The sequence below is a fragment of the Massilistercora timonensis genome (assembly GCF_048354975.1).
Lineage (GTDB): Bacteria > Bacillota > Clostridia > Lachnospirales > Lachnospiraceae > Massilistercora > Massilistercora timonensis.
Window position 1 is genome coordinate 1 of record NZ_DBGCJQ010000020.1, and the last position, 21,995, is coordinate 21,995.

23 protein-coding genes are annotated in these 21,995 nt (G+C 54.5%); 11 read left to right on the top strand and 12 right to left on the bottom strand.

Features of this window, described 5'->3' with window-relative positions:
• The 10 genes from ACML7B_RS01555 to ACML7B_RS01600 form a co-directional block, all read right to left on the bottom strand.
• A partial coding sequence (locus tag ACML7B_RS01555) for a PHP domain-containing protein (protein WP_418539041.1) occupies positions 1-978 on the bottom strand: 978 nt, incomplete at its 3' end.
• A gap of 84 nt (positions 979-1,062) precedes the next feature.
• Complete coding sequence (locus ACML7B_RS01560; protein WP_346707784.1) at positions 1,063-1,296, bottom strand: polya polymerase; 234 nt, start codon at positions 1,294-1,296, stop codon at positions 1,063-1,065.
• A 44-nt stretch (positions 1,297-1,340) separates the two neighbouring features.
• Entirely contained in the window at positions 1,341-2,180 is an 840-nt protein-coding gene (locus tag ACML7B_RS01565; protein WP_418539042.1) for a S1 RNA-binding domain-containing protein, read from the bottom strand.
• Between the two features lie 30 nt (positions 2,181-2,210).
• A complete protein-coding gene (locus ACML7B_RS01570) occupies positions 2,211-2,939 on the bottom strand; it encodes an acyl-[acyl-carrier-protein] thioesterase (RefSeq protein ID WP_418539043.1) in 729 nt (242 codons plus the stop codon).
• Positions 2,923-4,107, bottom strand: coding sequence for a cation diffusion facilitator family transporter (locus tag ACML7B_RS01575; RefSeq protein WP_418539044.1), 1,185 nt, complete (start codon positions 4,105-4,107; stop codon positions 2,923-2,925). Before ACML7B_RS01575 ends, ACML7B_RS01570 begins: the two co-directional genes overlap by 17 nt.
• Positions 4,104-4,754, bottom strand: coding sequence for a stage II sporulation protein R (gene spoIIR, locus ACML7B_RS01580; protein WP_418539045.1), 651 nt, complete (start codon positions 4,752-4,754; stop codon positions 4,104-4,106). Before spoIIR ends, ACML7B_RS01575 begins: the two co-directional genes overlap by 4 nt.
• Before the next feature lie 68 nt (positions 4,755-4,822).
• A complete protein-coding gene (locus ACML7B_RS01585) occupies positions 4,823-5,500 on the bottom strand; it encodes a GntR family transcriptional regulator (RefSeq protein WP_346707779.1) in 678 nt (225 codons plus the stop codon).
• Between the two features lie 7 nt (positions 5,501-5,507).
• Positions 5,508-6,383 (bottom strand): 4-(cytidine 5'-diphospho)-2-C-methyl-D-erythritol kinase, encoded by an 876-nt coding sequence (gene ispE, locus ACML7B_RS01590; RefSeq protein ID WP_346707778.1) that lies wholly within the window; start codon positions 6,381-6,383, stop codon positions 5,508-5,510.
• A gap of 61 nt (positions 6,384-6,444) precedes the next feature.
• Positions 6,445-8,007: a DUF3794 and LysM peptidoglycan-binding domain-containing protein gene (locus ACML7B_RS01595; protein WP_418539046.1), complete on the bottom strand. Its 1,563-nt coding sequence runs from the start codon at positions 8,005-8,007 to the stop codon at positions 6,445-6,447.
• 19 nt (positions 8,008-8,026) lie between these two features.
• Complete coding sequence (locus ACML7B_RS01600) at positions 8,027-8,440, bottom strand: protease complex subunit PrcB family protein (protein ID WP_418539047.1); 414 nt, start codon at positions 8,438-8,440, stop codon at positions 8,027-8,029.
• A gap of 134 nt (positions 8,441-8,574) precedes the next feature.
• On the opposite strand from ACML7B_RS01600, the gene ACML7B_RS01605 reads away from it, so the two are divergent.
• The 5 genes from ACML7B_RS01605 (at position 8,575) to ACML7B_RS01625 (ending at position 14,187) form a co-directional block, all read left to right on the top strand.
• Complete coding sequence (locus ACML7B_RS01605; RefSeq protein WP_106788937.1) at positions 8,575-9,309, top strand: lysophospholipid acyltransferase family protein; 735 nt, start codon at positions 8,575-8,577, stop codon at positions 9,307-9,309.
• Between the two features lie 95 nt (positions 9,310-9,404).
• Positions 9,405-10,862 carry a nicotinate phosphoribosyltransferase gene (locus ACML7B_RS01610; RefSeq protein WP_346707775.1) on the top strand — a complete coding sequence of 486 codons (1,458 nt, stop codon included), beginning with the start codon at positions 9,405-9,407 and terminating at the stop codon, positions 10,860-10,862.
• A 19-nt stretch (positions 10,863-10,881) separates the two neighbouring features.
• A complete protein-coding gene (locus tag ACML7B_RS01615; RefSeq protein WP_418539049.1) occupies positions 10,882-11,952 on the top strand; it encodes a D-alanine--D-alanine ligase family protein in 1,071 nt (356 codons plus the stop codon).
• A 21-nt stretch (positions 11,953-11,973) separates the two neighbouring features.
• Complete coding sequence (locus tag ACML7B_RS01620; RefSeq protein ID WP_418539050.1) at positions 11,974-13,347, top strand: UDP-N-acetylmuramoyl-tripeptide--D-alanyl-D-alanine ligase; 1,374 nt, start codon at positions 11,974-11,976, stop codon at positions 13,345-13,347.
• A gap of 30 nt (positions 13,348-13,377) precedes the next feature.
• Positions 13,378-14,187: a Cof-type HAD-IIB family hydrolase gene (locus ACML7B_RS01625; RefSeq protein ID WP_418539051.1), complete on the top strand. Its 810-nt coding sequence runs from the start codon at positions 13,378-13,380 to the stop codon at positions 14,185-14,187.
• A 33-nt stretch (positions 14,188-14,220) separates the two neighbouring features.
• On the opposite strand, the gene rpiB is transcribed toward ACML7B_RS01625, so the two are convergent.
• On the bottom strand, positions 14,221-14,661 hold the full coding sequence (rpiB, locus tag ACML7B_RS01630) for a ribose 5-phosphate isomerase B (RefSeq protein ID WP_106788942.1): 441 nt from the start codon (positions 14,659-14,661) through the stop codon (positions 14,221-14,223).
• 96 nt (positions 14,662-14,757) lie between these two features.
• On the opposite strand from rpiB, the gene ACML7B_RS01635 reads away from it, so the two are divergent.
• From ACML7B_RS01635 to ACML7B_RS01660, 6 genes are all read left to right on the top strand, one after another.
• Positions 14,758-15,537, top strand: a complete 780-nt coding sequence (locus ACML7B_RS01635) for a Cof-type HAD-IIB family hydrolase (RefSeq protein WP_418539052.1) — start codon at positions 14,758-14,760, stop codon at positions 15,535-15,537.
• Between the two features lie 200 nt (positions 15,538-15,737).
• On the top strand, positions 15,738-16,757 hold the full coding sequence (gene pdxA, locus ACML7B_RS01640; protein ID WP_346707771.1) for a 4-hydroxythreonine-4-phosphate dehydrogenase PdxA: 1,020 nt from the start codon (positions 15,738-15,740) through the stop codon (positions 16,755-16,757).
• Positions 16,757-18,103 (top strand): four-carbon acid sugar kinase family protein, encoded by a 1,347-nt coding sequence (locus tag ACML7B_RS01645; RefSeq protein WP_346707770.1) that lies wholly within the window; start codon positions 16,757-16,759, stop codon positions 18,101-18,103. Before pdxA ends, ACML7B_RS01645 begins: the two co-directional genes overlap by 1 nt.
• Before the next feature lie 22 nt (positions 18,104-18,125).
• The gene (locus ACML7B_RS01650) at positions 18,126-19,181 is read left to right on the top strand and encodes a 2-keto-3-deoxygluconate permease (RefSeq protein WP_106788946.1); all 1,056 of its coding nucleotides are present in this window, start codon (positions 18,126-18,128) and stop codon (positions 19,179-19,181) included.
• Positions 19,182-19,299: 118 nt separating this feature from the next.
• Complete coding sequence (locus ACML7B_RS01655) at positions 19,300-19,806, top strand: YcxB family protein (RefSeq protein WP_418539054.1); 507 nt, start codon at positions 19,300-19,302, stop codon at positions 19,804-19,806.
• 25 nt (positions 19,807-19,831) lie between these two features.
• Positions 19,832-20,593 carry a DeoR/GlpR family DNA-binding transcription regulator gene (locus ACML7B_RS01660; protein ID WP_418539055.1) on the top strand — a complete coding sequence of 254 codons (762 nt, stop codon included), beginning with the start codon at positions 19,832-19,834 and terminating at the stop codon, positions 20,591-20,593.
• Between the two features lies 1 nt (position 20,594).
• Here the strand turns inward: ACML7B_RS01660 and ACML7B_RS01665 are convergent, their stop codons facing one another.
• On the bottom strand, positions 20,595-21,995 hold the full coding sequence (locus ACML7B_RS01665; RefSeq protein ID WP_418539057.1) for a sedoheptulokinase: 1,401 nt from the start codon (positions 21,993-21,995) through the stop codon (positions 20,595-20,597).

Below are 21,995 nucleotides of genomic sequence, written 5' to 3' on the forward strand. Positions count from 1 at the left end.
GAGCTCATATTCCAGCCGCTCTCTAAGATCTTCCCCCGCGTCCGGATACCGGCGCTCAAATCCTTCCCGGCACAGTTTGTTCAGATATTCCCAGGAGGTATACCCCTCGGGCACATCGAATTTGGGCAGCTTGGTCACTCCAAATTCAATCTCCACATTACATCTGCGGGCGATCCGCTCCGTATTCTCCAGCGCCTGGGGAGCATACGGGAAGAGCTCCCGCATCTCTTCCTCGGACTTGATATAATACTGCCCGCCTTCATAGCGCATCCGGTCCTCGTCTTCAATCTTCTTTCCGGTCTGGATGCACAGAAGGATATCATGGGGTTTCTCATCTTCCGCATAGGTGTAATGGACATCGTTGGTGGCCACCAGTTCGATACCTGTCTCTTTTGCCATCCGCACCAGGCCCTGGTTCACCAGCTTCTGTTCCGGGATCCCGTGGTCCTGCAGCTCCAGGAAGAAATTCCCCTCCCCGAAGATCTTCTGATAGCGAAGAGCCGCCGCCTTGCCTTCCTCGTACATCCCCCGCAGGATATTGCGCTGCACTTCCCCCGCCAGGCAGGCGCTCAAAGCGATGATCCCTTCATGGTACTGCTCCAGGATCTCCCGGTCTACACGGGGCCGGTAATAATATCCTTCCGTGAAGCCCCGGGATACGATCTTCATCAGGTTGTGATAGCCAAGATCATTCTCCGCCAGCAGCACCAGATGATAATACCGCTCCTCCCGGTCTCCTCCGGTCTCTTTGTCAAACCGGGATCCCGGCGCCACATAGACCTCACAGCCCAGGATGGGCCGGATCCCCGCAGCCTTCGCCGCCCGGTAGAAGTCGATCACCCCGTACATAACGCCGTGATCGGTGATGGCCACACTGTCCATCCCCAGCTCTTTCACTCTGGCGATACATTCTTTGATTTTGTTGGATCCGTCCAGGAGACTGTACTCCGTATGGACATGCAGATGTGCGAAACTCATGGCATCTCCTTTATCTGAAACAAAACTCTCTGCCATATCCCTGGCAGAGAGTTCCTGGTCTTTGTTCCTTATATCCTGTAAATCCTAGCCGTTGATCATAAATTCAACCAGTCTGTTGATATCTTCCGGCTCGTGAGCCACGATCTCCAGCTCCGGGATCTCGCCGTTGGAGAAGATATTCGCCATGGAAACGTACTGGGACAGCTTGGACTTCAGGTTCAGTCTGTCGCCTTCTCCTGTTACCAGCTCTACCTTTCCCTTGCAGGAATCTACTACTTTAAAGAACTTATCAATATCGGTAATATTCTGTACTTTCATTTTGATCTCCTTTCGGTTTCTGTGTTTACGCCCTTAATTATAACTTATTTTTCCAGGAATTCAATAGCCTTTTCGGTAATTTGTATCTTCTGTTCCTTGAGAAGGCGTCCCACCGCTCTTTTGAAGGCATTTTTACTAAGGCCCAGCTCCTCCTTGATCTGTTCCGGCGCCGCTTTGTCTGTAAAAGGAAGGGCGCCGCCCAGCTCCTCCATCTTCTCCAGGATCTTCTGCGCGTCCTCGTCCATCTGGAGAAATGCTTTCTTGCGGACGCTCAAGTCCAGCTTACCGTCCTCATGGACCCGGCTCACCCTGGCCTCGATCTCCTGACCCACCTTAAGATCCCCGTAGGCCTCCCGCTTTGGGATCAGCGCGCTGTAACAGTCGTCCACCGCCACGAACACCCCGAAATTTCCGCTGGTCTCATAGATGGTTCCCCGGACCACATCGTCCTTCTTGTAGGGAGAATCCTGGCGCAGCCGGTCATAAAGCTTCATGGTGGCGCACAGTCTTCCTGACTTGTCTATATAAAGAGCCGCCAGGATCTCTTCTCCCTTCTCCACCTTCTTCGTCTGCTCCCGGAAGGGAAGCAGCAGATCCTTGGGAAGCCCCCAGTCCAGGAACGCTCCCACCCGGCCGGTATCCGCCACCGTAAGCTTGCGGATCTCTCCCAGAAGGATCTTTGGCTCCTGGGTGGTGGCGATCAGACGGTCGTCTGAATCCCGGTACAGGAAGACCTCCACCGGATCCCCCACTTCCACGCCCCTGGGCACCTGTCTTGCCGGAAGGAGTACTTTATCTTCGCTGGTGCCAAGATACACGCCGAACTCCACCTTCTTGACCACCATCAGTGTCCGCTTTTTCCCCAGATATTCCTCTAATCTCATCTCGTTCTCCTCTTGTCTGTTTCTACGTTCTTATTTCTTCTCCCGGAATTCCACTACCGCGAAGGGAGTTTCCTCCCGGTCCTGCAGGGACACTACTGTCCGATCCTCTTCCCGGGCCACATGGGGCACAATGATATCCCCGCACACCGCTGACTTCTTGTATTCCACCCGCAGTCTTGCAACCACTGGTTCCTCTTCCAGCGCTTCCAGCGCCATCTGCACATACTGGCAGTTATTGACGTGCTCATTGGTGTCGATATGGTATTTACGCACCGGGAAGGAAGGACATTCCACGAATCCTTCCGGCAGCGCGATCTTCCGGTCCGCATACTCCATGTCCAGCGGCCTGCCGGTTCCGTAGGCTTCTACCTCATCCGCAAGGGGCCGCACAGGACGGCCTTTCTTCATATCCATATAGGACCAGATGGAGTTGGCACAGGCCAGGATCTTCCCTTCTTCATCCGTCATACAGAAGTTCCGGTCCCCGATGACCCCTTTAAACCCGGTAGCCCAGGTATGGATCCCGATCTCTTCCCCCAGCCTGGGATACCGGTCCACTTCCACCTGCCAGGCTGACAGAACCCAGGCCTTCCCGTGCCGTGCAAAATAATCCACTCCCAGCCCCAGGCTCTCTGACTGGAAGGTACTGCAGTCCTGGAAATAATTGATGATCCCCGGAAGGGTGATCCTCTCCGTATGGTCGATCTCGCTGAACCTTACCCTGCTTTGAAATGAATACTCGTTATCTCTTGCCTCCATCTATGTAACTCCTTTCTACCGTGATCACGCACTGATATCTTGGGTCGGCGATGTGGAGAAGCTTCTCCACCGTCCGGCGCAGTTCTTCTTCCTTCTGGTCATCGTACTCATAAGGCACTACCATATCGAAGATCAGGTTGATCTGTTCTTTTCCATCCACCATGCGGAAATCATGGATGCTCACCTTCTGGTCCACCGCATCCAGGATCTCTGTCACCTGTTTCCGTATCGCCAGCACCTGGGCGTCTTTCGTCTCAATGGGGTCCATGTGGATCACCAGGAAGATCCCCAGCTTCTTTATAGCCTCCCGCTCGATCCGGTCGATGATCTCATGGGACTCCTCTATATCCACATCGTTGGGCACTTCCGCATGGATGGACGCCATGCTCCTGCCCGGCCCGTAATTGTGGACGATCAGGTCGTGGCTCCCCACGATCCCCGGGTATCCTTCCACAAACCGGGTGATCCGCTCATATTCCTCCCGGGACACCGGTTTCCCGATCAGAGGCTCCAGGGTGTCTCTGGCGATCCCGATGCCGGCCCACATGATGACCAGGGAAACGCCAAGCCCCACAAACCCGTCGATGTTCCATCCTGTGATCCGCCAGAACAGCACGGAAGCGATGGTGGCTGCCGTGGTGATCACGTCGCCGATGGCGTCCGTGGCAGTGGCCAACATCACCTTGGAGTCGATCCGCTTCCCCAGCTTCCGGTTGAAGAAGGCCAGCCACAGCTTCACTCCCACAGACAGCGTCAGGATGATCACCGATACCAGCTGAAACCGCATGGCCTCCGGCTCCCGGATCTTGCCCACAGCGTCTTTGAAGAAGGTAAATCCCACTTCCAGCACCAGAAAGGACACCACCAGGGCCGCTATGTACTCGATCCTCCCATGGCCGAAGGGATGATCCTTGTCCGCAGGCTTCTCCGCCATCTTCACCCCCACAAGGCCGATCACCGATCCTCCCGCGTCGGAAAGATTGTTGAAGGCGTCCGCCATGACCGAGATACTCTGCAGGAAAAACCCGATCAGCCACTTTACCACAAATAAAAAGACGTTGCAAAAGATGCCCACCATACTGGCCAGCACACCATAGGCCGTACGGACGGACACCTTTTCCGTCTCTTCATGATCTTTCACAAAATGTCTTACCAAAAATTCTGTCATGGTACTTCTCCTAATAAATCTCCAAAGAAAAATGTTTTTATCTTAAAGTCCGAGGCCGCGGTCACCATCTGGTATTCTTCCGCCGTAAGCGCCTCCTCCAGATCCTGCCGGCCTTCCTCTGTCACCACGCCGCACACCGAACCGGTAAAGCAGAGATTGGGATAGAGGACGCACCACCAGTTCTGTCCTCCCGCCTTGCCAAGCCGGATCTGCAGGGCTTCATAATACCCCTGGGGGAACCAGATCTCCCCGTAACGCTTGTCCGGGAAATACACCCGGGCAACCCGGGCCTTTACCCTGTCGGAACTGCCCGCCTCTTTTAATGCCTTCCGGGCCACTTCCTCGATCTCCCCAAGATGTTCCCCGGCCCACGCTTTTGTCTCCTCCAGGGAGACATCCTTTTCTCCCAGAGACCGGCGCATATAAGCAATAACCCGGTCTCTTACCTGATATTTCAAGGCCTGGTCCTGATCGCTGTCACTGTTGGCGATCACATGGAAGCGGAACACCTCCCCCGCCAGGTCTTCCTGGAGGGCATCCACACGGGCCTCCACCGCCAGTTCCCGCCGCGCTGCCACAGAGCCGGTCAGAAGCGCCGCGCTGCACAAAGCAAGCAGCATTAAGATCCATCTGTGCCTCTTCTTCACGTCTATGTACCTCCTTCATGTCTGTTGTCTGAAGTCTGTACATATTTTCCCGTGTTTATACCGCTTTTCTAATTCTTTTTGGTACGGATCACATCCGCCACCGCCTGGGCCTGATTTTCAATATGACGGGACACCACTCTGGCCGCCTCGTCCTTCTCGCCCTTCTCGATATGCCGGATGATCTCTTCATGCTCGGACAGAAGCTTCTCATAGACATGCTGGTCTTTCAGATATTCGATCCTGTAACGGTACATCTGCTCCCGCAGATTGTTGAGAAGTTGTCCCAGCTTCTGGTTCTCTGTTGCGTTGCAGATCACATCGTGGAACCGCACGTCCGCCTCCGCCATCTGGGTGATATCATTGCTCTTGAGGGCGCTGCGGAAATCCTGGGCCGCTTCCTTCAGCCTGTTGATCCCCTCTTTGGTGATCTTGTCACAGGCAAGCCTGGCCGCCAGTTCCTCCAGGGCCTCCCGCACTTCCAGCACGTCTTTCAGACTTTTCTCTGAGATGTCCGCCACCTCCGCGCCCTTCCGGGGGATCATCAGCACCAGTCCCTCCAGCTCCAGCTTGCGGATCGCCTCCCGCACCGGCGTGCGGCTCACTCCCAGCTTGTTGGCAAGCTGGATCTCCATCAGCCTCTCCCCGGGTTTCAGCTCTCCTCTCAGGATCGCCTGACGCAGAGTATTGAATACCACGTCTCTTAAGGGAAGGTACTCGTTCATGCTCACATTAAAATTGGCTTCCATCCTTTATCTATCTCCTCTTCACATTATGTACGTTTGTCACATACACCTGCTTCGCAAGCTTCTGTTCCCTTATCCTGGCGGCTGCCGCCCGGGCCTTTGCCCGGTCGGCATAGATGCCAAATACAGTGGGCCCGCTGCCGCTCATCATAGCGTTCAGGGCTCCGCTTTCTCTCATGATCCGTTTGATCTCGTCGATCACCGGGTATTCCCCTATCGTTACCTCCTCCAGTACATTTCCCATAGAAGAGGCCACCTTCCCCAGATCCTGATCCTGCAGTCCCCGGATCAGCCCGTCGATATCCGGGTGGTTGACGATCTGGCAGGCATCCAGCTTCTCGTAGACCATCCTCGTGGATACGTTCACCGGCGGCTTCGCCAGAAGGATCTGACAACGGGGCATAGGCGGCAGCGGCGTCAGGATCTCCCCGATGCCTTCCGCCAGCACCGTGCCCCTTAAGATACAGTAGGGCACATCCGCTCCCAGCGTCACTCCCCGCTCCATCAGTTCCTTTTCCGTCAGGCCCAGAGAAAACAGCCGGTTCATCCCGTAGAGGACCGCCGCCGCATTGGAGCTTCCGCCCGCCATTCCGGCAGCCACCGGGATATGCTTCTCCAGCCGGATCAAAAGCCCGCCGGGAAGACCGAATTCATCCATCAGAAGCTTTGCCGCCCGATAGGCCAGATTGTTTTCATTTACCGGAAGAAAAGACAGATTCGTAGTAAGCTCGATCCCCGGTTCTTCCTTTTTCTTCAGAGTGATCAGATCATAGAGATACACAGTCTGCATCACCATCCGAACATCGTGATAGCCGTTCTCTCGCCTGCCCAGTACGTCCAGCCCCAGGTTGATCTTCCCCAGCGCTCTCAGCTCCATTTTCTCCATCGCTTTGTCCCCTTGTCTTTTTTGTGTTTTGTTTTCACTATGTATCTTGTATACAATGTTCTTATAGTATACTCATATTCTCCTTAAAAATCAATAGTTTTTCTCCCGGCTTCACCGGGGTGTCCTCCTCCAGGCCGTTCAGCCTGCGGATCCCTTCCACCGTGGCATGATACCGCTTGGCCAGCCCCCACAGATCATCGCCTTCCCGGATCACACAGCCCACCAGGCCCGGACGGTTTGAAAGCTCCAGGGGATCGGCCTCTTCCATCTCCACCTCCTGGATATTCTCCACAGAAAGAGATTCTTCAAGGAAACTGTTGAAGGCAAGCACTGCCTTTACTTCTACTTCCCCGTTCCCCAGAAGCCCCACCGCCAGCTGCTCTACCCCGAAGGTAAGATGGCTGTCCGTATCCTGGCGGATCCCGCCGCACTCCAGAAGGTAGGAGAAGGGCACCATCCCCTGCCATACATTAAAGGGCAGCATATCATCCGCCTTCACATACAGGAAGGACACATGGAGGACCCCTTCCACCGAAAGTCCCTCCGGCTCCGGCCGGATGCTCTCCAGCTGGATCCGCCCGCTGCTGTGGCAGATCTGCAGGATATCCTCCTTAATCTCGGGCAGGGACAGGTGTTCTGCCACCTTGCACTTGGAATGATTCTGCATGAGAAGCCGGCACAGCGCCGTCTGTCTCCTCTCTATCCGGCAGTTCTGTCCCAGGGAATAAAGATCATGAAGGATTTCTGTCTCTTCTTCTTCATACAGGATGACTCTTACTTCCATCACCGCCTCTACTCCCAGGAGGCGCATCTCGCCGTCCTCATCCATACGGGCTTCTACCCGGACGTCTTTTAACTCCGGATAGATCTGATGATACATGGAATCCAGCGCTCCGGGGCACTCGATCCGCCCCTCATAGGGAATAACCTGCTCGATCCAGTCCGTTTTCCCCTCCGGGGACTCATAGAAACAGAAGAGAAGCAGCTCTCCCTGCAGCAGGATCTCATCCGTTCCCACCCTGGTATCCAGTTTCCTGCTCCCAAGGTCCGTCCAGACCAACTCCCCGATGCTTTCCCTCATGCTGCCGATCCCCACTTCCTCGCGGATCCGGCAGGTGTCCCTGCGGACAGTAAACAGCTTCAGGATCTGCTGTTTCTGATACCTTTTGTACAAAGGCTCCCCGCCTTCCACATCTTTCGTCAGCTCGATCTCCTCCCGGCCTTCCGAGCACACCTGAAGCTCGATCACGGCGTGGATATTCAGTTTCCGGGAATTCACCGCCGTCACCGTCAATTCCGTCTGCGCGCCCAGAAGGAACAGATCCTCCAAAGGCGCCTCCTCCATATACACCATCTCTTCAAAGGGCAGCGTCCCCTCCATGGATGAAAGGCCGCCGGTCTCTTCATCCGCCGCGTAAAGAATCGCAAACTTCAGATTTCCTCTTACCTGCACATAGCTTTCCGCCAGTTTCAACTCTTCAACACGAACGGATCCTTCGCTTAAGATTACCCGTTTCACGTCACTTTTTGCGTCCGGCACATTGTAATCCTCATCCATATAAAACTGATCCAGCACCGTCTTACCCTGACGGTACATCTGAAACGCCTGCTTCTCATACTCCATCCGTCTCTCTCCTTCCCACTTAATAAAACAAGACATTTTTGTCACAGTATTCCATCCTCACCACCACCCGGGGCCACGCAGCCCCTTCCGGGATCTCTTCCGTCCTGGAAGGCCCCAGAAGCCTGGTCCGCAGACACACCGCATTGGTGGATTCGTAACAGGCTGTCACCTCTACCCGGTAGCCCCCCGTCTTCTTCTCCCCATATCCTCTGGCCAGATAAAGCCACCCTTCATCCGCGTACGTAAGGCGGAAAGCTTCCTGCTTTTCTTCCTCCATCCGCTCCTGCAGCTCTTGCGGGATCTCCCCGTCCTCCACTATGGTATACGGGACATCCCGCAGTTTCTCCTCGTCGTCAAACCGCAGGGAACAGGCGCACAGAACCAGAAGAATAAGCACAGGAAGAGCCCGTGCACATTTCCGAAAACATCTCATGGACCACACTCCCCGGTTTTTCTGCATCTACTCTCTACAAGTGTACACAACTCTACTAGGAAAAATTCCAGTTTTGTTGTATAATACTCTGTGATCTGACAAAAGATCAGAATACAAATGAGAGGTTTACCATTATGATAAGATTTCTACTGATCGTCCTGGTCCTTTTTCTGTATCTCCTTCTGGGGATCCCGGTGCTTCTTTTTGAGGCCGTCCTTGGGCATTTCAACCCAAAGGCGCGGGATTACCAGTGTCTCAGGCTGGTCCAGGCCACCTTCCGGTTCATGCTCTTTATTGCCGGCACCAGGATCACCGTGATCGGGGAAGAGAAGATTCCGGACGAACCTGTATTGTTTATCGGCAATCACAGAAGCTATTTTGATATTCTTCTTACTTATTCCAGGTGTAAACGGCTGACCGGCTATATCGCCAAAAAGGAGATGCTGCGCTATCCCCTTCTGCGGGACTGGATGAAGCGCCTCTACTGCCTTTTCCTGGACCGGGAGAACCCCAAGGAGGGCTTAAAGACCATCCTGCAGGCCATCGACTATATCAAAAACGGGATCTCTATCTGCATTTTCCCGGAAGGCACCCGCAATACCGGCGAGGAGTTAAGTCTCCTGCCCTTCCACAGCGGTTCCTTTAAGATCGCGGAAAAGACAAACTGCCCCATTGTCCCCATCAGCATGAACAACACCATCTCCATCTTTGAGAGCCATCTTCCCAAGGTCCGTAAGACCCATGTGATCCTGGAATACGGGGATCCCATCTACCCCGGCGACCTTGACAAAGACGCCCGCAGAAGGCTTGCCCCTTACTGCCAGAACATTATACAGGAAACCATCAACCGGAATCAGGCCTTGCTGTAAGTGCCTGATTCCGGCTTTTTTCCTTCCCTTTTCCATATTAGAATGGTATAATGGACAGGATACCAGAGTCAAAATGACAAAGGAGATTTAAAAAAATGAACACACAAGATCTGACACTGTTGACCGACCTGTATGAACTGACCATGATGCAGGGATACTATTATAAGCAGTCCCAGAATGAGACCGTCGTCTTTGACGTCTTCTTCCGGCAGAACCCGTGCAACAACGGATATTCCATATGTGCCGGACTGGACCAGGTCATCAGTTACATCAAGAATCTGAACTTTACCTACGAGGATGTGGATTATCTCAGAGGGCTGGGGATCTTCAGCGAAGAATTCCTCCATTATCTCAGCGGATTCCATTTCAGCGGCGATATCTATGCCATCCCGGAGGGCACGGTGGTCTTCCCCAAGGAGCCCCTCCTGAAGGTGATCGCCCCCATCATGGAAGCCCAGCTGGTGGAGACGGCCATCCTCAACATCATCAACCACCAGTCTCTGATCGCCACCAAGACTTCCCGGATCGTCTTCGCGGCAAACGGAAGCGGGATCATGGAATTTGGCCTGCGGCGCGCCCAGGGACCGGACGCCGGCCTCTACGGGGCAAGAGCCGCCATGATCGGCGGCTGTGTGGGAACTTCCAACGTGCTGGCCGGCCAGCTCTTCGATGTTCCCGTGATGGGCACCCACGCCCACAGCTGGATCATGAGTTTTGAGGACGAGTACACCGCGTTCAAGACCTATGCGGATATGTACCCGGACAACTGCACCCTTCTGGTAGACACCTATGACACCCTCAAGTCCGGCGTGCCAAACGCCATCCGGGTGTTCCAGGAGTGTAAAAAGGAAGGACATGTGCTGAAGAAATACGGCATCCGCCTGGACAGCGGAGACCTTGCCTACCTTTCCAAAGAGGCCCGCAAGATGCTGGACGCCGCCGGATTCCCGGACGCAACCATCGTTGCCTCCAACGACCTGGACGAGTACCTGCTCCACGATCTTGGACTTCAGGGCGCGAAGATCGACTCCTGGGGTGTGGGGACCAACCTTATTACCTCCAAGGACTGTCCTTCTTTCGGCGGAGTGTACAAGCTGGCCGCCACCATGGACAAGGACGGCAACTTCATCCCCAAGATCAAGATCTCAGAAAATACAGAAAAGATCACCAATCCTGGAAACAAGACAATCTATCGGATCTATGATAAAGCAACAGGCAAGATCAAGGCTGACCTGATCTGCTTTGTGGGAGAAACCTACGACACAGACAAAGACCTTCTTCTCTTCGACCCAATCGAGACCTGGAAGAAGACAAAGCTGCCGGGAGGCTCCTACACCATGCGGGAGATCCTTGTTCCTGTCTTCCGCAACGGCGAATGCGTCTACCAGTCTCCTTCTGTGAAAGAGATCGCCGAATACTGCCGGCAGGAGAAGGACACCCTGTGGGATGAGACCAAGCGGCTCTTCTACCCCCACGAAGTACATGTGGACCTCTCCCAGTCCCTCTATGACGTAAAGAAAGCACTCCTGGATGAGATGACAGATTCCGAATAATCGAGGAGACTATTTTATTATGAAAATTATTGTATTGGCCGGAGGCTTAAGCCCGGAGCGGGACGTATCCCTGATCTCCGGAGCGGGCATCTGCCGGACCTTAAGAGAGCGGGGGCACCGCGCCTTCCTTCTGGATGTATTCTTTGGCTACCCATGTAACCCGGAAGATCTGGAGAAGGTCTTCGACCTTCCCGACGGCGGTCTTAAGATCGCGGAAGGCATCAAGACCACCACGCCCGACCTTGAAGCTCTGCGCCTCTCCCGTCCGGATCAGTCCGACTGTTATCTGGGCCCCAACGTGATCCAGCTGTGCCGCATGGCGGATATCACCTTCATGGGACTCCACGGCTCTGTGGGGGAGAACGGCAAACTGCAGGCCACCTTTGATGTCCTGGGGATCCGCTATACCGGCCCCAATTCTCTTGGCTGTTCTCTTGCCATGAACAAGCTGGCCGCCAAGCAGATCTTCAAGATGTCCCGGGTCCCCACTCCCAGGGGAACCTCTCTGGTCCCCGAGACCAAAGACACCCCTCTTGAAGAGCTGGGCTACTATCTGCCTCTGGTGGTCAAACCCTGTTCCAGCGGATCCAGCATCGGCGTGTACATCGTCCACACTGAAGAGGAATATAAGGAAGCGGTCCGCCGCTCCTTTGAGGAAGACCATCAGGACGAGGTGGTGATCGAACCCTATATCAGAGGGCGGGAATACGCCTGCGGCATCCTTGCGGGCAAAGCCCTTCCCCTGGTAGAGATCATCCCCCGGGACGGGATCTTCAATTACGAAAACAAATATCAGGCAGGGGGAGCTACCGAGCTGTGCCCTCCCATCTCCCTGGATGAAAAGACACAGAAGAAAATGCGTCGGGCCGGGGAAAAAGCCTTCCAGGTACTCCGTATGGACGTCTACGGAAGGGCAGATTTTATCGTGGACGAGACCGACGGCAGGTTCTACTGCCTGGAGATGAACGGCCTGCCCGGGATGACGCCTCAAAGCCTCCTCCCCCTGGCCGCCAGGACTGCCGGCCTCTCCTACGGAGAACTGTGCGAACAGATCATCGAAGAATCTATCAACATACGCTATCGCAAATAAACGCGAAAGGAGAAAGTAACATTGAAAAACCTGACTTTGGAAAACATCACCAACACCTGTAAAGGAACTTACCACGGGCCAGAGGCCCTGCTCTCCCAGGAGGTCACCGATGTAGTGATCGACAGCCGGAAGGTAGAGAAGGGGAATCTTTTTGTGGCCATCGACGGTGAAAATGTAAACGCTCACAAATTCATCCCCGACACCATTGAAAAGGGCGCGCTGTGCGTGGTTTCCCACGAGGATCTGGGCGATACGGATTATCCCTATATCCTGGTAGAATCCACCGGCCAGGCTCTTCTGGACATCGCCAAGCTCTACCGGGACTCCTTTGACGTAAAGGTTGTGGGCATCACCGGAAGCGTGGGCAAGACCAGCACAAAAGAGATGATCGCCTCCGTAGTCGCCCAGAAATACCGCGTGCACAAGACTCTGGGCAACTTCAACAATGAATGGGGACTTCCCTTAAGCATCTTCCAGATGAACGAGACCCATGAGGTAGCCGTCCTGGAACTTGGCGTCAACCATTTTGGCGAGATGCGCCGGCTCTCTGCAGTGGCCACCCCTGATATCTGCGTCATCACCAACATTGGCGTAGCCCACCTGGAATTCTTCAAGACCCGGGAGGGGATCCTGCAGGAGAAATCCTCTATGATCCAGGATATGAAAAACGGCGGGACCATCATCTTAAACGGGGACGACGATCTTCTCTCCCAGATGGGCCCGGTAAAAGGCAGCACTCCCGTCTTCTTCGGCCTGGGAGAAAACAGCCAGTTCCGCGCTGACCATATTAAGCCTCTGGGACTTAAGGGCACTCAGTGTACCATCTGCCTGCCCTCCGGGGATGAATTTACCTGTGTGATCCCGGTGGCAGGATCCCACATGGTATCCAACGCCCTGGCAGGCGCGGCGGTAGGCTACACCCTGGGACTTACCCCGGAAGAGATCAAAGCGGGGATTGAAAACTACACCACCATCCCCGGACGGAACCATCTGATCCAGACGGATTCCCTGACCATTCTGGACGACTGCTACAACGCCAACCCGGTTTCCACCAATGCCGCCCTGGACGTACTGGCCCTGTCAGAAGGCCGCAAGGTGGCAGTCCTTGGAGATATGGGAGAGTTGGGTGAAAATGAACTGGACCTTCATTACCAGGTAGGCGCCTATGCTGCGGGAAAAGGCATCGATCTTGTCTGCGGCATCGGCCCCATGTCAGAATCCCTGATCCGCGGCGTGAACGACGCCGGGACCTCCACCAAAGGACTGTGGTTCGCCACCAAGGAAGATTTCCTTGCCGCCATGGACGACCTGATCAAGAACGGCGACAATGTTCTTGTGAAGGCTTCCAAGTACATGAAGCTTCCTGTTGTCATCGAGGCTTTGAAAGAACGTTAAAACGCGAAAAGACAGAAAAGGAACCTCAAAATGGATTATCAGATTCTTGCGCTGGATCTTGACGGCACACTGACCAATTCCAAGAAAGAGATCAGCGCCCCCACACTGGAGGCGCTGATCGAAATACAGCAAAAGGGAAAGAAAGTGGTCCTGGCAAGCGGACGCCCCACCCAGGGAGTGCTTCCTCTGGCCAGACAGCTCCATCTGGAAGAATACGGCGGCTATGTGCTGTCCTTCAACGGAGGACGCATCATCGACTGCCGGACCGGACAGGCGGTATACAACAGATCCCTGCCCTCCGGAGTGGCAGAACCGCTCACCCGGATCATCGGGAACTATCCCGGCCTTGACATCCTGGCCTACCTGGAGCGCAACCTGCTTTCCGCCTTTTACCCCAACCAGTACAGTCAGCTGGAATCTTTCATCAACCATATGCCTATTATCCAGGCGGACGATTTCACCGCCCAGATCCCGGACCAGCCCAATAAATTCCTGGTCACCGGAGAGCCGGACCTGATCCAGGCAGCGAAAAAGGAAGTGACCGAATATTTCCGTTCCTATCTCTCTATCTATTGTTCGGATCCTTTCTTCCTGGAGATCATGCCCCCCAGGATCGATAAGGCCCACTCGCTCCTTCGCCTTCTCACCAGTATCGGCCTGACCGCAGATCAGATGATCTGCTGCGGGGACGGCTATAATGATCTCACCATGATCGAAACGGCAGGCTTAGGCGTGGCCATGGCCAACGCCCAGCCCCTGGTAAAGGAGCGGGCGGATTATGTGACCAGATCCAACGATGAGGACGGTGTCCTCCATGTGATCCAACAATTCATGCAATAAAAAAGCTGGCTTTTTGCGCCAGCTTTTTTCCTCCTATCGGTTCTCGATATCCATGATCATGTCCACCCGGGTCTGATGGCGTCCCCCCAGGAATTCCGCGTTCAGCCACTCATCCACGATCATCTTGGCCATCTCAATGCCGATCACCCGCGCCCCGAAGGCAAGGATGTTGGTGTTATTGTGCTGTCTGGACAGCTTTGCCGAGTAAGGCTCGGAGCACACCACTGCCCGGATCCCCTTCACCTTGTTGGCCGCCAGGGAGATCCCCACGCCGGTCCCGCAGATCAGGATCCCCAGGTCCACTTCCCCGGAAGCCACGGCGCGTCCTACCTTCTCGCCGTATTCCGGGTAGTTGCAGCTCTCATGGGTGTCCGTCCCGTAATTGACCACTTCATATCCCTTTTCCTTCAGGTACTCCGCGATCTCCTGTTTCATCTCTACTGCCGCATGGTCGTTTCCAATTCCGATTTTCATTTTTATCTAACCTCGTCTTCCATTTAAGTTGTGTTTATATTATAATCTTTGTTGTTTCGATTCGCAATCATTTCACTTTAAAAAAGGAGATTCCCTATGATACGCTATATCGCCAGCGACCTGGACGGCACTCTTCTGCTAAACGGCGCCCAGGAGCTTGACCCGGAAGTTTTCTCCCTGATCCTTCGCCTGAAGGAAAAGGGGATCCATTTCATCGCCGCCAGCGGACGCCAGTATTACAGCCTGAGAAATCTCTTCCGCCCCGTGGCGGATCAGATCTCCTATATTGCAGAAAACGGTTCTCTGTGTATCCACGATCACCAGGTGATCTCCCGGGGACTGATCCCGCGGGAACTGGGGCTTCGCATCCTGGACGCAGTCCGGGAATTCCCCTGGTGCGACTGCCTTCTGTCCTGCGAGTCCCGGTGCTACACGGATTCCCGGAACCCCAGGTTCATCGATCATATGAAAAACGTGGTCCGTTATGACATGGAGGTGGTCCCGGATCTCCGCGACATCCAGGAACCCTTCCTTAAGATGGCCATGTGTGATTTTCGGGGCACGAAAGAGATGGAGCACTTCTTCCAGAACCGCTTCGCTTCCCAGATCAAAGTCGTCACTTCCGGGAACCTGTGGGTGGATTTTATCGCCCCGGGCGCCAATAAGGGAACCGGTCTTGCCCGGCTCCTTGACCATCTTGGCCTCTCCCCTGAAGACGGGATCGCCTTTGGCGACCAGTACAATGATGTGGAGATGCTGCAGCTTGCAGGCACAAGTTACGCCATGTCAGGCGCAGCTCCTGGGATTGCTTACTATTCTACTTATGTCACAGATTCTGTAGTGGAAGTTCTGCAGGATATCGCGGCGGGAGTCTGATCTCCCGCCTTTCTTTTTTCTGAATTCGAAAGAAATCGTAAATTTCTCACTTATCCCATTGTAAATCTGCACAATTTCTCCCTTTCATTATTGCCGCTTCTGCCGAATTTATAAAATAATATTGAAATCCGAAAGCAAAAGTTTTAGAATTTATTTATAATCAAAAGTAATTCGAAAGCAAAAAGGAAGGAGAATGAAAAATGAGTGAAACATTCAGACCAGTCACAGCGATCACAATGGGAGATCCTGCCGGGATCGGTCCCGAGATCGTTGTAGGCACCATGCTGGATGAAGGGATTCATGAATGCTGCCGCCCCTTTGTGATCGGCAGCCAGGCCATCATGGAGAAAGCCGCGAAGGTTCTGGGCAAAGAACTGAAGTATAACCAGATCAGTGATCCTTCAGAAGCAAAATATGAATACGGCGTTATCGATATTATGGAGACCGGCGACTACGACACCGATTCCATCGAATGGGGCAAGGTTCAGAAGCTGGCCGGACAGATGGCCATCGACTGGATCATGAAATCCATCGAACTGGGAATGGCAGGCAAGATCGACGCTGTATCCACCTCTCCCATCCACAAGGGAGCCATCAAGCTGATCGGCGTAAAGGAACCGGGGCACACTGAGATCTATCAGCACGCCACCAACTCTCCCTATGCGCTGACCATGTTTTCCTGCCATAAGCTGAGAGTCTTCTTCGTCAGCCGGCATATGTCCCTGGTAGACGCCTGCCACTACGCCACCAAGGACGTGATCCTGGACAACGTGATCAACATTGACAAGGAACTTCGCAAGGTAGGCATCGAGAATCCGCTGATCGCCGTTGCAGGGCTGAACCCCCACAACGGAGACAACGGCCTCTTTGGAACCGAAGAGATCACAGACATCGGGCCTGCCGTGGAAGCCGCTAAGGAGCGGGGCATCAACTGTGTAGGGCCCTGTCCGGCAGACTCTGTCTTCCACATCGGCAAATCCGGCAAATACGACGCCATCCTGTCCCTGTACCACGACCAGGGCCATATCGCCTGCAAGACGCTGGATTTTGAGAAATCCGTCACCCTGACCTTCGGACTTCCCTTTATCCGCAGTTCTGTAGACCATGGAACCGCCTTTGACATCGCAGGAAAAGGCATTGCCGGATCCATCAGTCTTATCGAGTCCACAAAGGTTGTCGCTGAGTATGCGGCGAAACAGCATGAAAGGAGCGAGAAATAATGCCATTGATCGGAGCTGTAGCCGACGACCTGACCGGCGCCACCACCACCGGTGTGCTCCTGGCCAGATCCAAGGCAAGGACTGCTGTATTTTTTAATGAAGAAGCGGCGGAAAAGGCAGAGGGTGTGGATCAGCTGGACGCGATCCTCATCAGCAGCAACAGCCGTCCCCTTCCGGCCAACGAGGCCTATGACAAGGTAACTTCCGCAACCCTGGCTCTGAAGCGCATGGGCGTAAAATATTTCTCCAAGCGGATCGACACCACCCTGCGGGGCGGTGTGGGCGTAGAGATCGACGCCATGCTGGATCATGTGGATGAAGACGCGGTAGCCGTTGTGGTTCCGGCCATGCCACAGTCCCGCCGGATCCTGGTAGGCGGGTACTCTGTCATCGACGGAGTGGCCCTTATCAACACCCCGGTGGCACACGACGTGCGCACCCCGGTTACGGAGAACTACATTCCCAAACTGCTCTCCGGACAGACCCGCCGCAAGATCGGTCTTGTCACCTTAAGCCACGTCTTAGACGGCCAGGAGGCCATCCGGGACGCCCTGAAGGAGCAGCGGCAGGAAGGCTGCGAGGTGATCGTAGTGGACGCCATCACCCTGGAGGATGTGGAAGAGATCGCCAAGGCCTGCATCGAACTGAAATGGAATGTGGTTGCCGTAGATCCCGGTCCCTTCACTTCCAAGCTGGCCTACTACCGGGATCTGATCCAGGAGGAAGCTCCCAATGTTCCGGACGCCGTTGATGAGAGCGGGAAGACCGTCCTGATCGCTGCCGGAAGCGCCACGCCCGTCACAAAGAAGCAGATGGAGATCCTCTGTCAGGATCCCCGGCACGTGCGCATCAGCGTAGAGCCCATCCCCCTGGTAGAGGGAGGAGACGCTGCAACAGCAGAAGTAGAGCGGGCAGTACATATGGCCAACGAGCTTCTGGATTCCGCCAATCCGCCCCGGGCCATCCTGTTTGAGACAGCTCTTCACGGAGAACTTCTCAACCTGGATGAAGAGGACAACAAGCGGCACTATGCAGGCGGCATGAGCGCCAACCGCATCAACGCAGGGCTTGGCTCCATCATCGCCCAGGTACTGGAGCACTGCGGACAGGACCGGATCGCCGGGCTCTACACCACCGGCGGAGACACCATGGTAAATGTATGTTACCAGCTTGGCGCCCAGTGTATCGAATTACTGGATTATGTGATCCCGCAGACCGATATCGGAAGACTGGTGGGCAGCTATGACGGACTTCCTGTCGTAGGCAAAGGGGGACTCACCGGAAACGACCATACGGCGTGTGATATTGTGGACCGGCTGTTCCGGGAAGCAACCAGAAAAAATTAAAGAGTAATAGGAGGAAATAGGAATGAGCGAACAGATTAATGAAGCAAACAAGCCAAAAGACCTTGATCTTTTGAACAAAATGAAGAAACTCCCCGGCGGACTGGTTATCATCCCGCTGGTGCTGGCGGTGCTGATCGCCACATTTTTCCCGCAGGCCTATCAGATCGGCGGATATGTAACCGCCCTGTTCTATGAAGGAAACTCCTGTATGATGGGATTCTTCCTCATCGTCTGCGGTTCCGCCATCAACATCAAACAGGTAGGTATGCCTCTCTACAAAGGTGTGACCCTTACCGCTACTAAATTTATCCTGGGTGTGCTGATCGGTTTTGCCATCAGCGCTCTGTGCGGACCGGCCGGATTCCTTGGGATCGCTCCATTCGTATGGATCGCAACCATCACCAACTCCAACGGATCCCTGTACATCTCCCTGTCTGCTCAGTTTGGTAACGCGACAGATACCGGAGCCATCTCCATCCTGTCCCTGAACGACGGACCGTTCTTTACCCTGATCGCCCTGGGAGCAACCGGACTTGCCTCCATCCCGCTGGATTCTCTGATCGCAGTACTTGTTCCGCTGCTGATCGGTTTCATCTGGGGTAACCTGGACGCAGGCTTCCGCAAGGCATGTGCAACGGCTCAGCCCATCGTCACCTTCTTCATGACGATCTCCATCGGAGCCAAGACCGACATCAACACCATCATTACCGCAGGCGCGGCCGGAATCATCCTTGGCCTGGTATCCGCAGCTACAGCAGTGATCTTCTTCTTCACCAACAACCTGCTGCTGCCCAAGAAAGAGCGGAACGCCATGGGCGCTGCCATCGGTACCACAGCCCTCAACTCTGCCATGACACCGGCGGCAGTCGGCGAAGCAGACCCCACCATGATGCAGTATGTGGACATGGCTACCGCACAGTGCGCGACAGCCTCTGTTGTAACCCTGTTCCTCTGCCCGTTCATCACCGCTTTCTTCGACAAGCTGATGCAGAAGAAGCAGCTGGGTATCTACTCACCGGAAGGCTGGGCACGCTACAAAGTTGATCCAAGCGTACCGGCTCCAATGGCTGCAGAGTAAAAAACAAAAGAAAACAAAAGTAAATCGAAACAATAAGTGAAAAAAGTCCTCTGATATGTTACAATAAACCTGTACATATCAAGAGGACTTTCTTCAAACCAGAAGGGGACAGATACTTATGGAAAAACTTAATGTTCAGCTGACAAAGGAGCACTTGTTTGACTTCCTTTTATACCATACCTTTTCAAAGGCCTCCGGCTTTTTGGTCAACATGCTGGGAATGGGCGTGATCGTGGTAGGCGCGGTCATGCAGTTTATGGGGCGGACGGATTTCACCCATTTTCTCCTGTATGTGATCGCCGGCGTGATCTTCCTTGCTTACACGCCCATCCTTCTGAAACTTCGGGCCAATAAGCAGATCAAGATCAATCCCGAATACCGGGATCCCAGAGAATACATTTTCTCAGAGGAAGAAGGCATCCGCGTGGTCCAGAACGGACAGGAGACAGTCTATGACTGGAGCCAGATCCAGCGCACCGTGACCACTCCCAAGACCATCGGCATTTATTACGGGAAGGACCTGGCCTTCATCATTCCAAAGGAAGCATTCGGCACCCACTTTGTACCCATCATGCAGATGGTGGTACAGCACATCGGTCTTAACAATGTGCGGCTGACACAGTAGATCATTAACGGGGGAGGTTAGCGTTATGGAAGAGCGCAGGCAGAAAATCCTGCAGGAACTGGAAGAAAAAGGAAGGGTCCGGGTTACGGACTTAAGCAAGTCTCTGCACTGCTCGGAAGTCACCATCCGCAGCGACATCAAAGCCATGCAGGAAGAAGGCCTTCTGAAGCGGATCCACGGCGGGGCGATCCGCCTGGAGTCTGTCCTGGCCAGAAAATACAATGTAGAGAGCATTTACCGCAACGCGGACCGCAAGGAGGACATTGCCCGCAAGGCCTACGAGTATATTGAGGACGGAGACACCATCATCATCGACGATGCCTCCACCAGCTTCTACCTGGCCCTTCACATCAAGGCCCACCCCGAGAAACGGATCGCCGTAGTTACCAATTCTCTCCTCACCGGAAATGAGCTGGCCGGGGTCAGTCATGTGGAGCTCTACATGATCGGCGGCTACGTGGGCGGCCATCTGTCCGCCACCATGGGGGAGGCCGCCCTGGAAAATATGGAAAGCTTCCACGTGGACAAAGGCTTCATCGGCGTACACGGCATTAATTTTGAAGCCGGCCTTACTTCTATCGCCACCCCTCAGATGCAGATCAAGCGGGCGATCCTGAAGGCTTCCAAAGAAGTCTATGTGCTGGCGGACAGCAGCAAATTCGGCGGCGGATACCTGTCTGTGATCTGTCCCATCAATCAGGTCCATAAGATCATCACCGACAGCCACGTGGCCCGCGAAAATGTGGAGATCGCCAAAGAACTGAAGATCCCCCTTGTTGTGGCATGATCTATTCATACCGGATCCGTGTCTGCACCTCTTCTAGGCTCCTGTAATATCCGCCTGCCAGCAGGGAGAAAAGCGCCGTTCCATATCCGGCTTCCTCGGAATACCGGGGGATCTTCATCTCTTTCCCAAACCGCTCGCTGCAGATCTTCTGCAGAAGCGGATTCATGCGGATCCCGTTTCCACTTCCCACGATTCCTGTTGATTCTCTGACTTCCCGGGGGAATTCCCGGTAATAGCGGTACAGATCCTCGCAGATACCTTTCAGTGTCCCCAGGGCAAACTGTCCCAGGTGGAAGGATTCCTCTGTCAGGCCGAAGATCCCGCCTGTCAGGCCCGGGTCTTTCCGGCTTCCGTTGAACCGGGTGTCCACCTGCACTTCTCTCTTCTTCTGTTCATATACATCCCCGGCCCACCGATTTAAAAGTTCATAGATAGAATGAGCGGGAGCGGTCCCCTCCATTTCAAAAATCTCTTCTACAAACCGCTTCAAGAGGGAGTAGGCATACCCGCCGCAAAGCGGAGACCCTGCGATCAGCCAGGTTTCTCCCAGATAGGGCCTGCATTCTGCTTCTCCGGTCTCAATCAGCCGGTCTGTATAAGCAGAAATCTGGCTTCCGGTCCCCACATTCAACAGCAGCCTTTCTTCCGGTCCTACCGATCCCAGGAAACTGGCCTGATTATCCCCCAGCGCAACGCTGACCACGCAGGTTCCCGACTGGTTTCCCTCTCCGGCGCTTTCTTTCAGCCGTCCCACGATCCGATGCTCCCGCGTCACTTCCGGCAGGATGCCAGGATCCATGCCTGCCTCTTCCATTGCCCTTTGGTCAAAACAGGATCCCTTCAGGTCATAAAGCCCCAGGCTTGCGGCCATGCTCTGGTGCATCAGCGGCCGCTTCTCCCCGGCCAGGGACATGGCGATATAATCCGGGATGGTGCACAGAGATACTGCTTCTCTGGGAACTGTCCCGTTTTTCACGTGATAATAGTGAGTCACAAGACCGAATCCGGAGGCCGCCGGATACCCGGTCTTCTGGGAAAGTTCTCTCGCCCAGGTCTCTTCTTTTCCATCGCGGCTCTCTCTGCAGGGAAGGTCTCCCCGCCGGTCCTGCCAGGTGTAGAGAGGGCTTACCGCCCTGCCCCCCACGTCGGTATAGAGGATCCCGTGCATCTGCCCGGTCACCCCCACGCTGACAATATCTTCCTCACCATCCTGGAAGGCTTCCAGGATCCTCCTGCATTTCTCCAGGATCTTCTCCGGATCCTGGAGATGTTCCCAGTCGTTCTCTGTACGCACTGCCGTATCATTGGAAAGGGTACGGGAGTCCAAAAGTTCTCCCGTACCCCCGTCAAGCAGCACCCCACAGATCGTTGTTGTTCCGATATCTATGCCGACTGCTTTCAT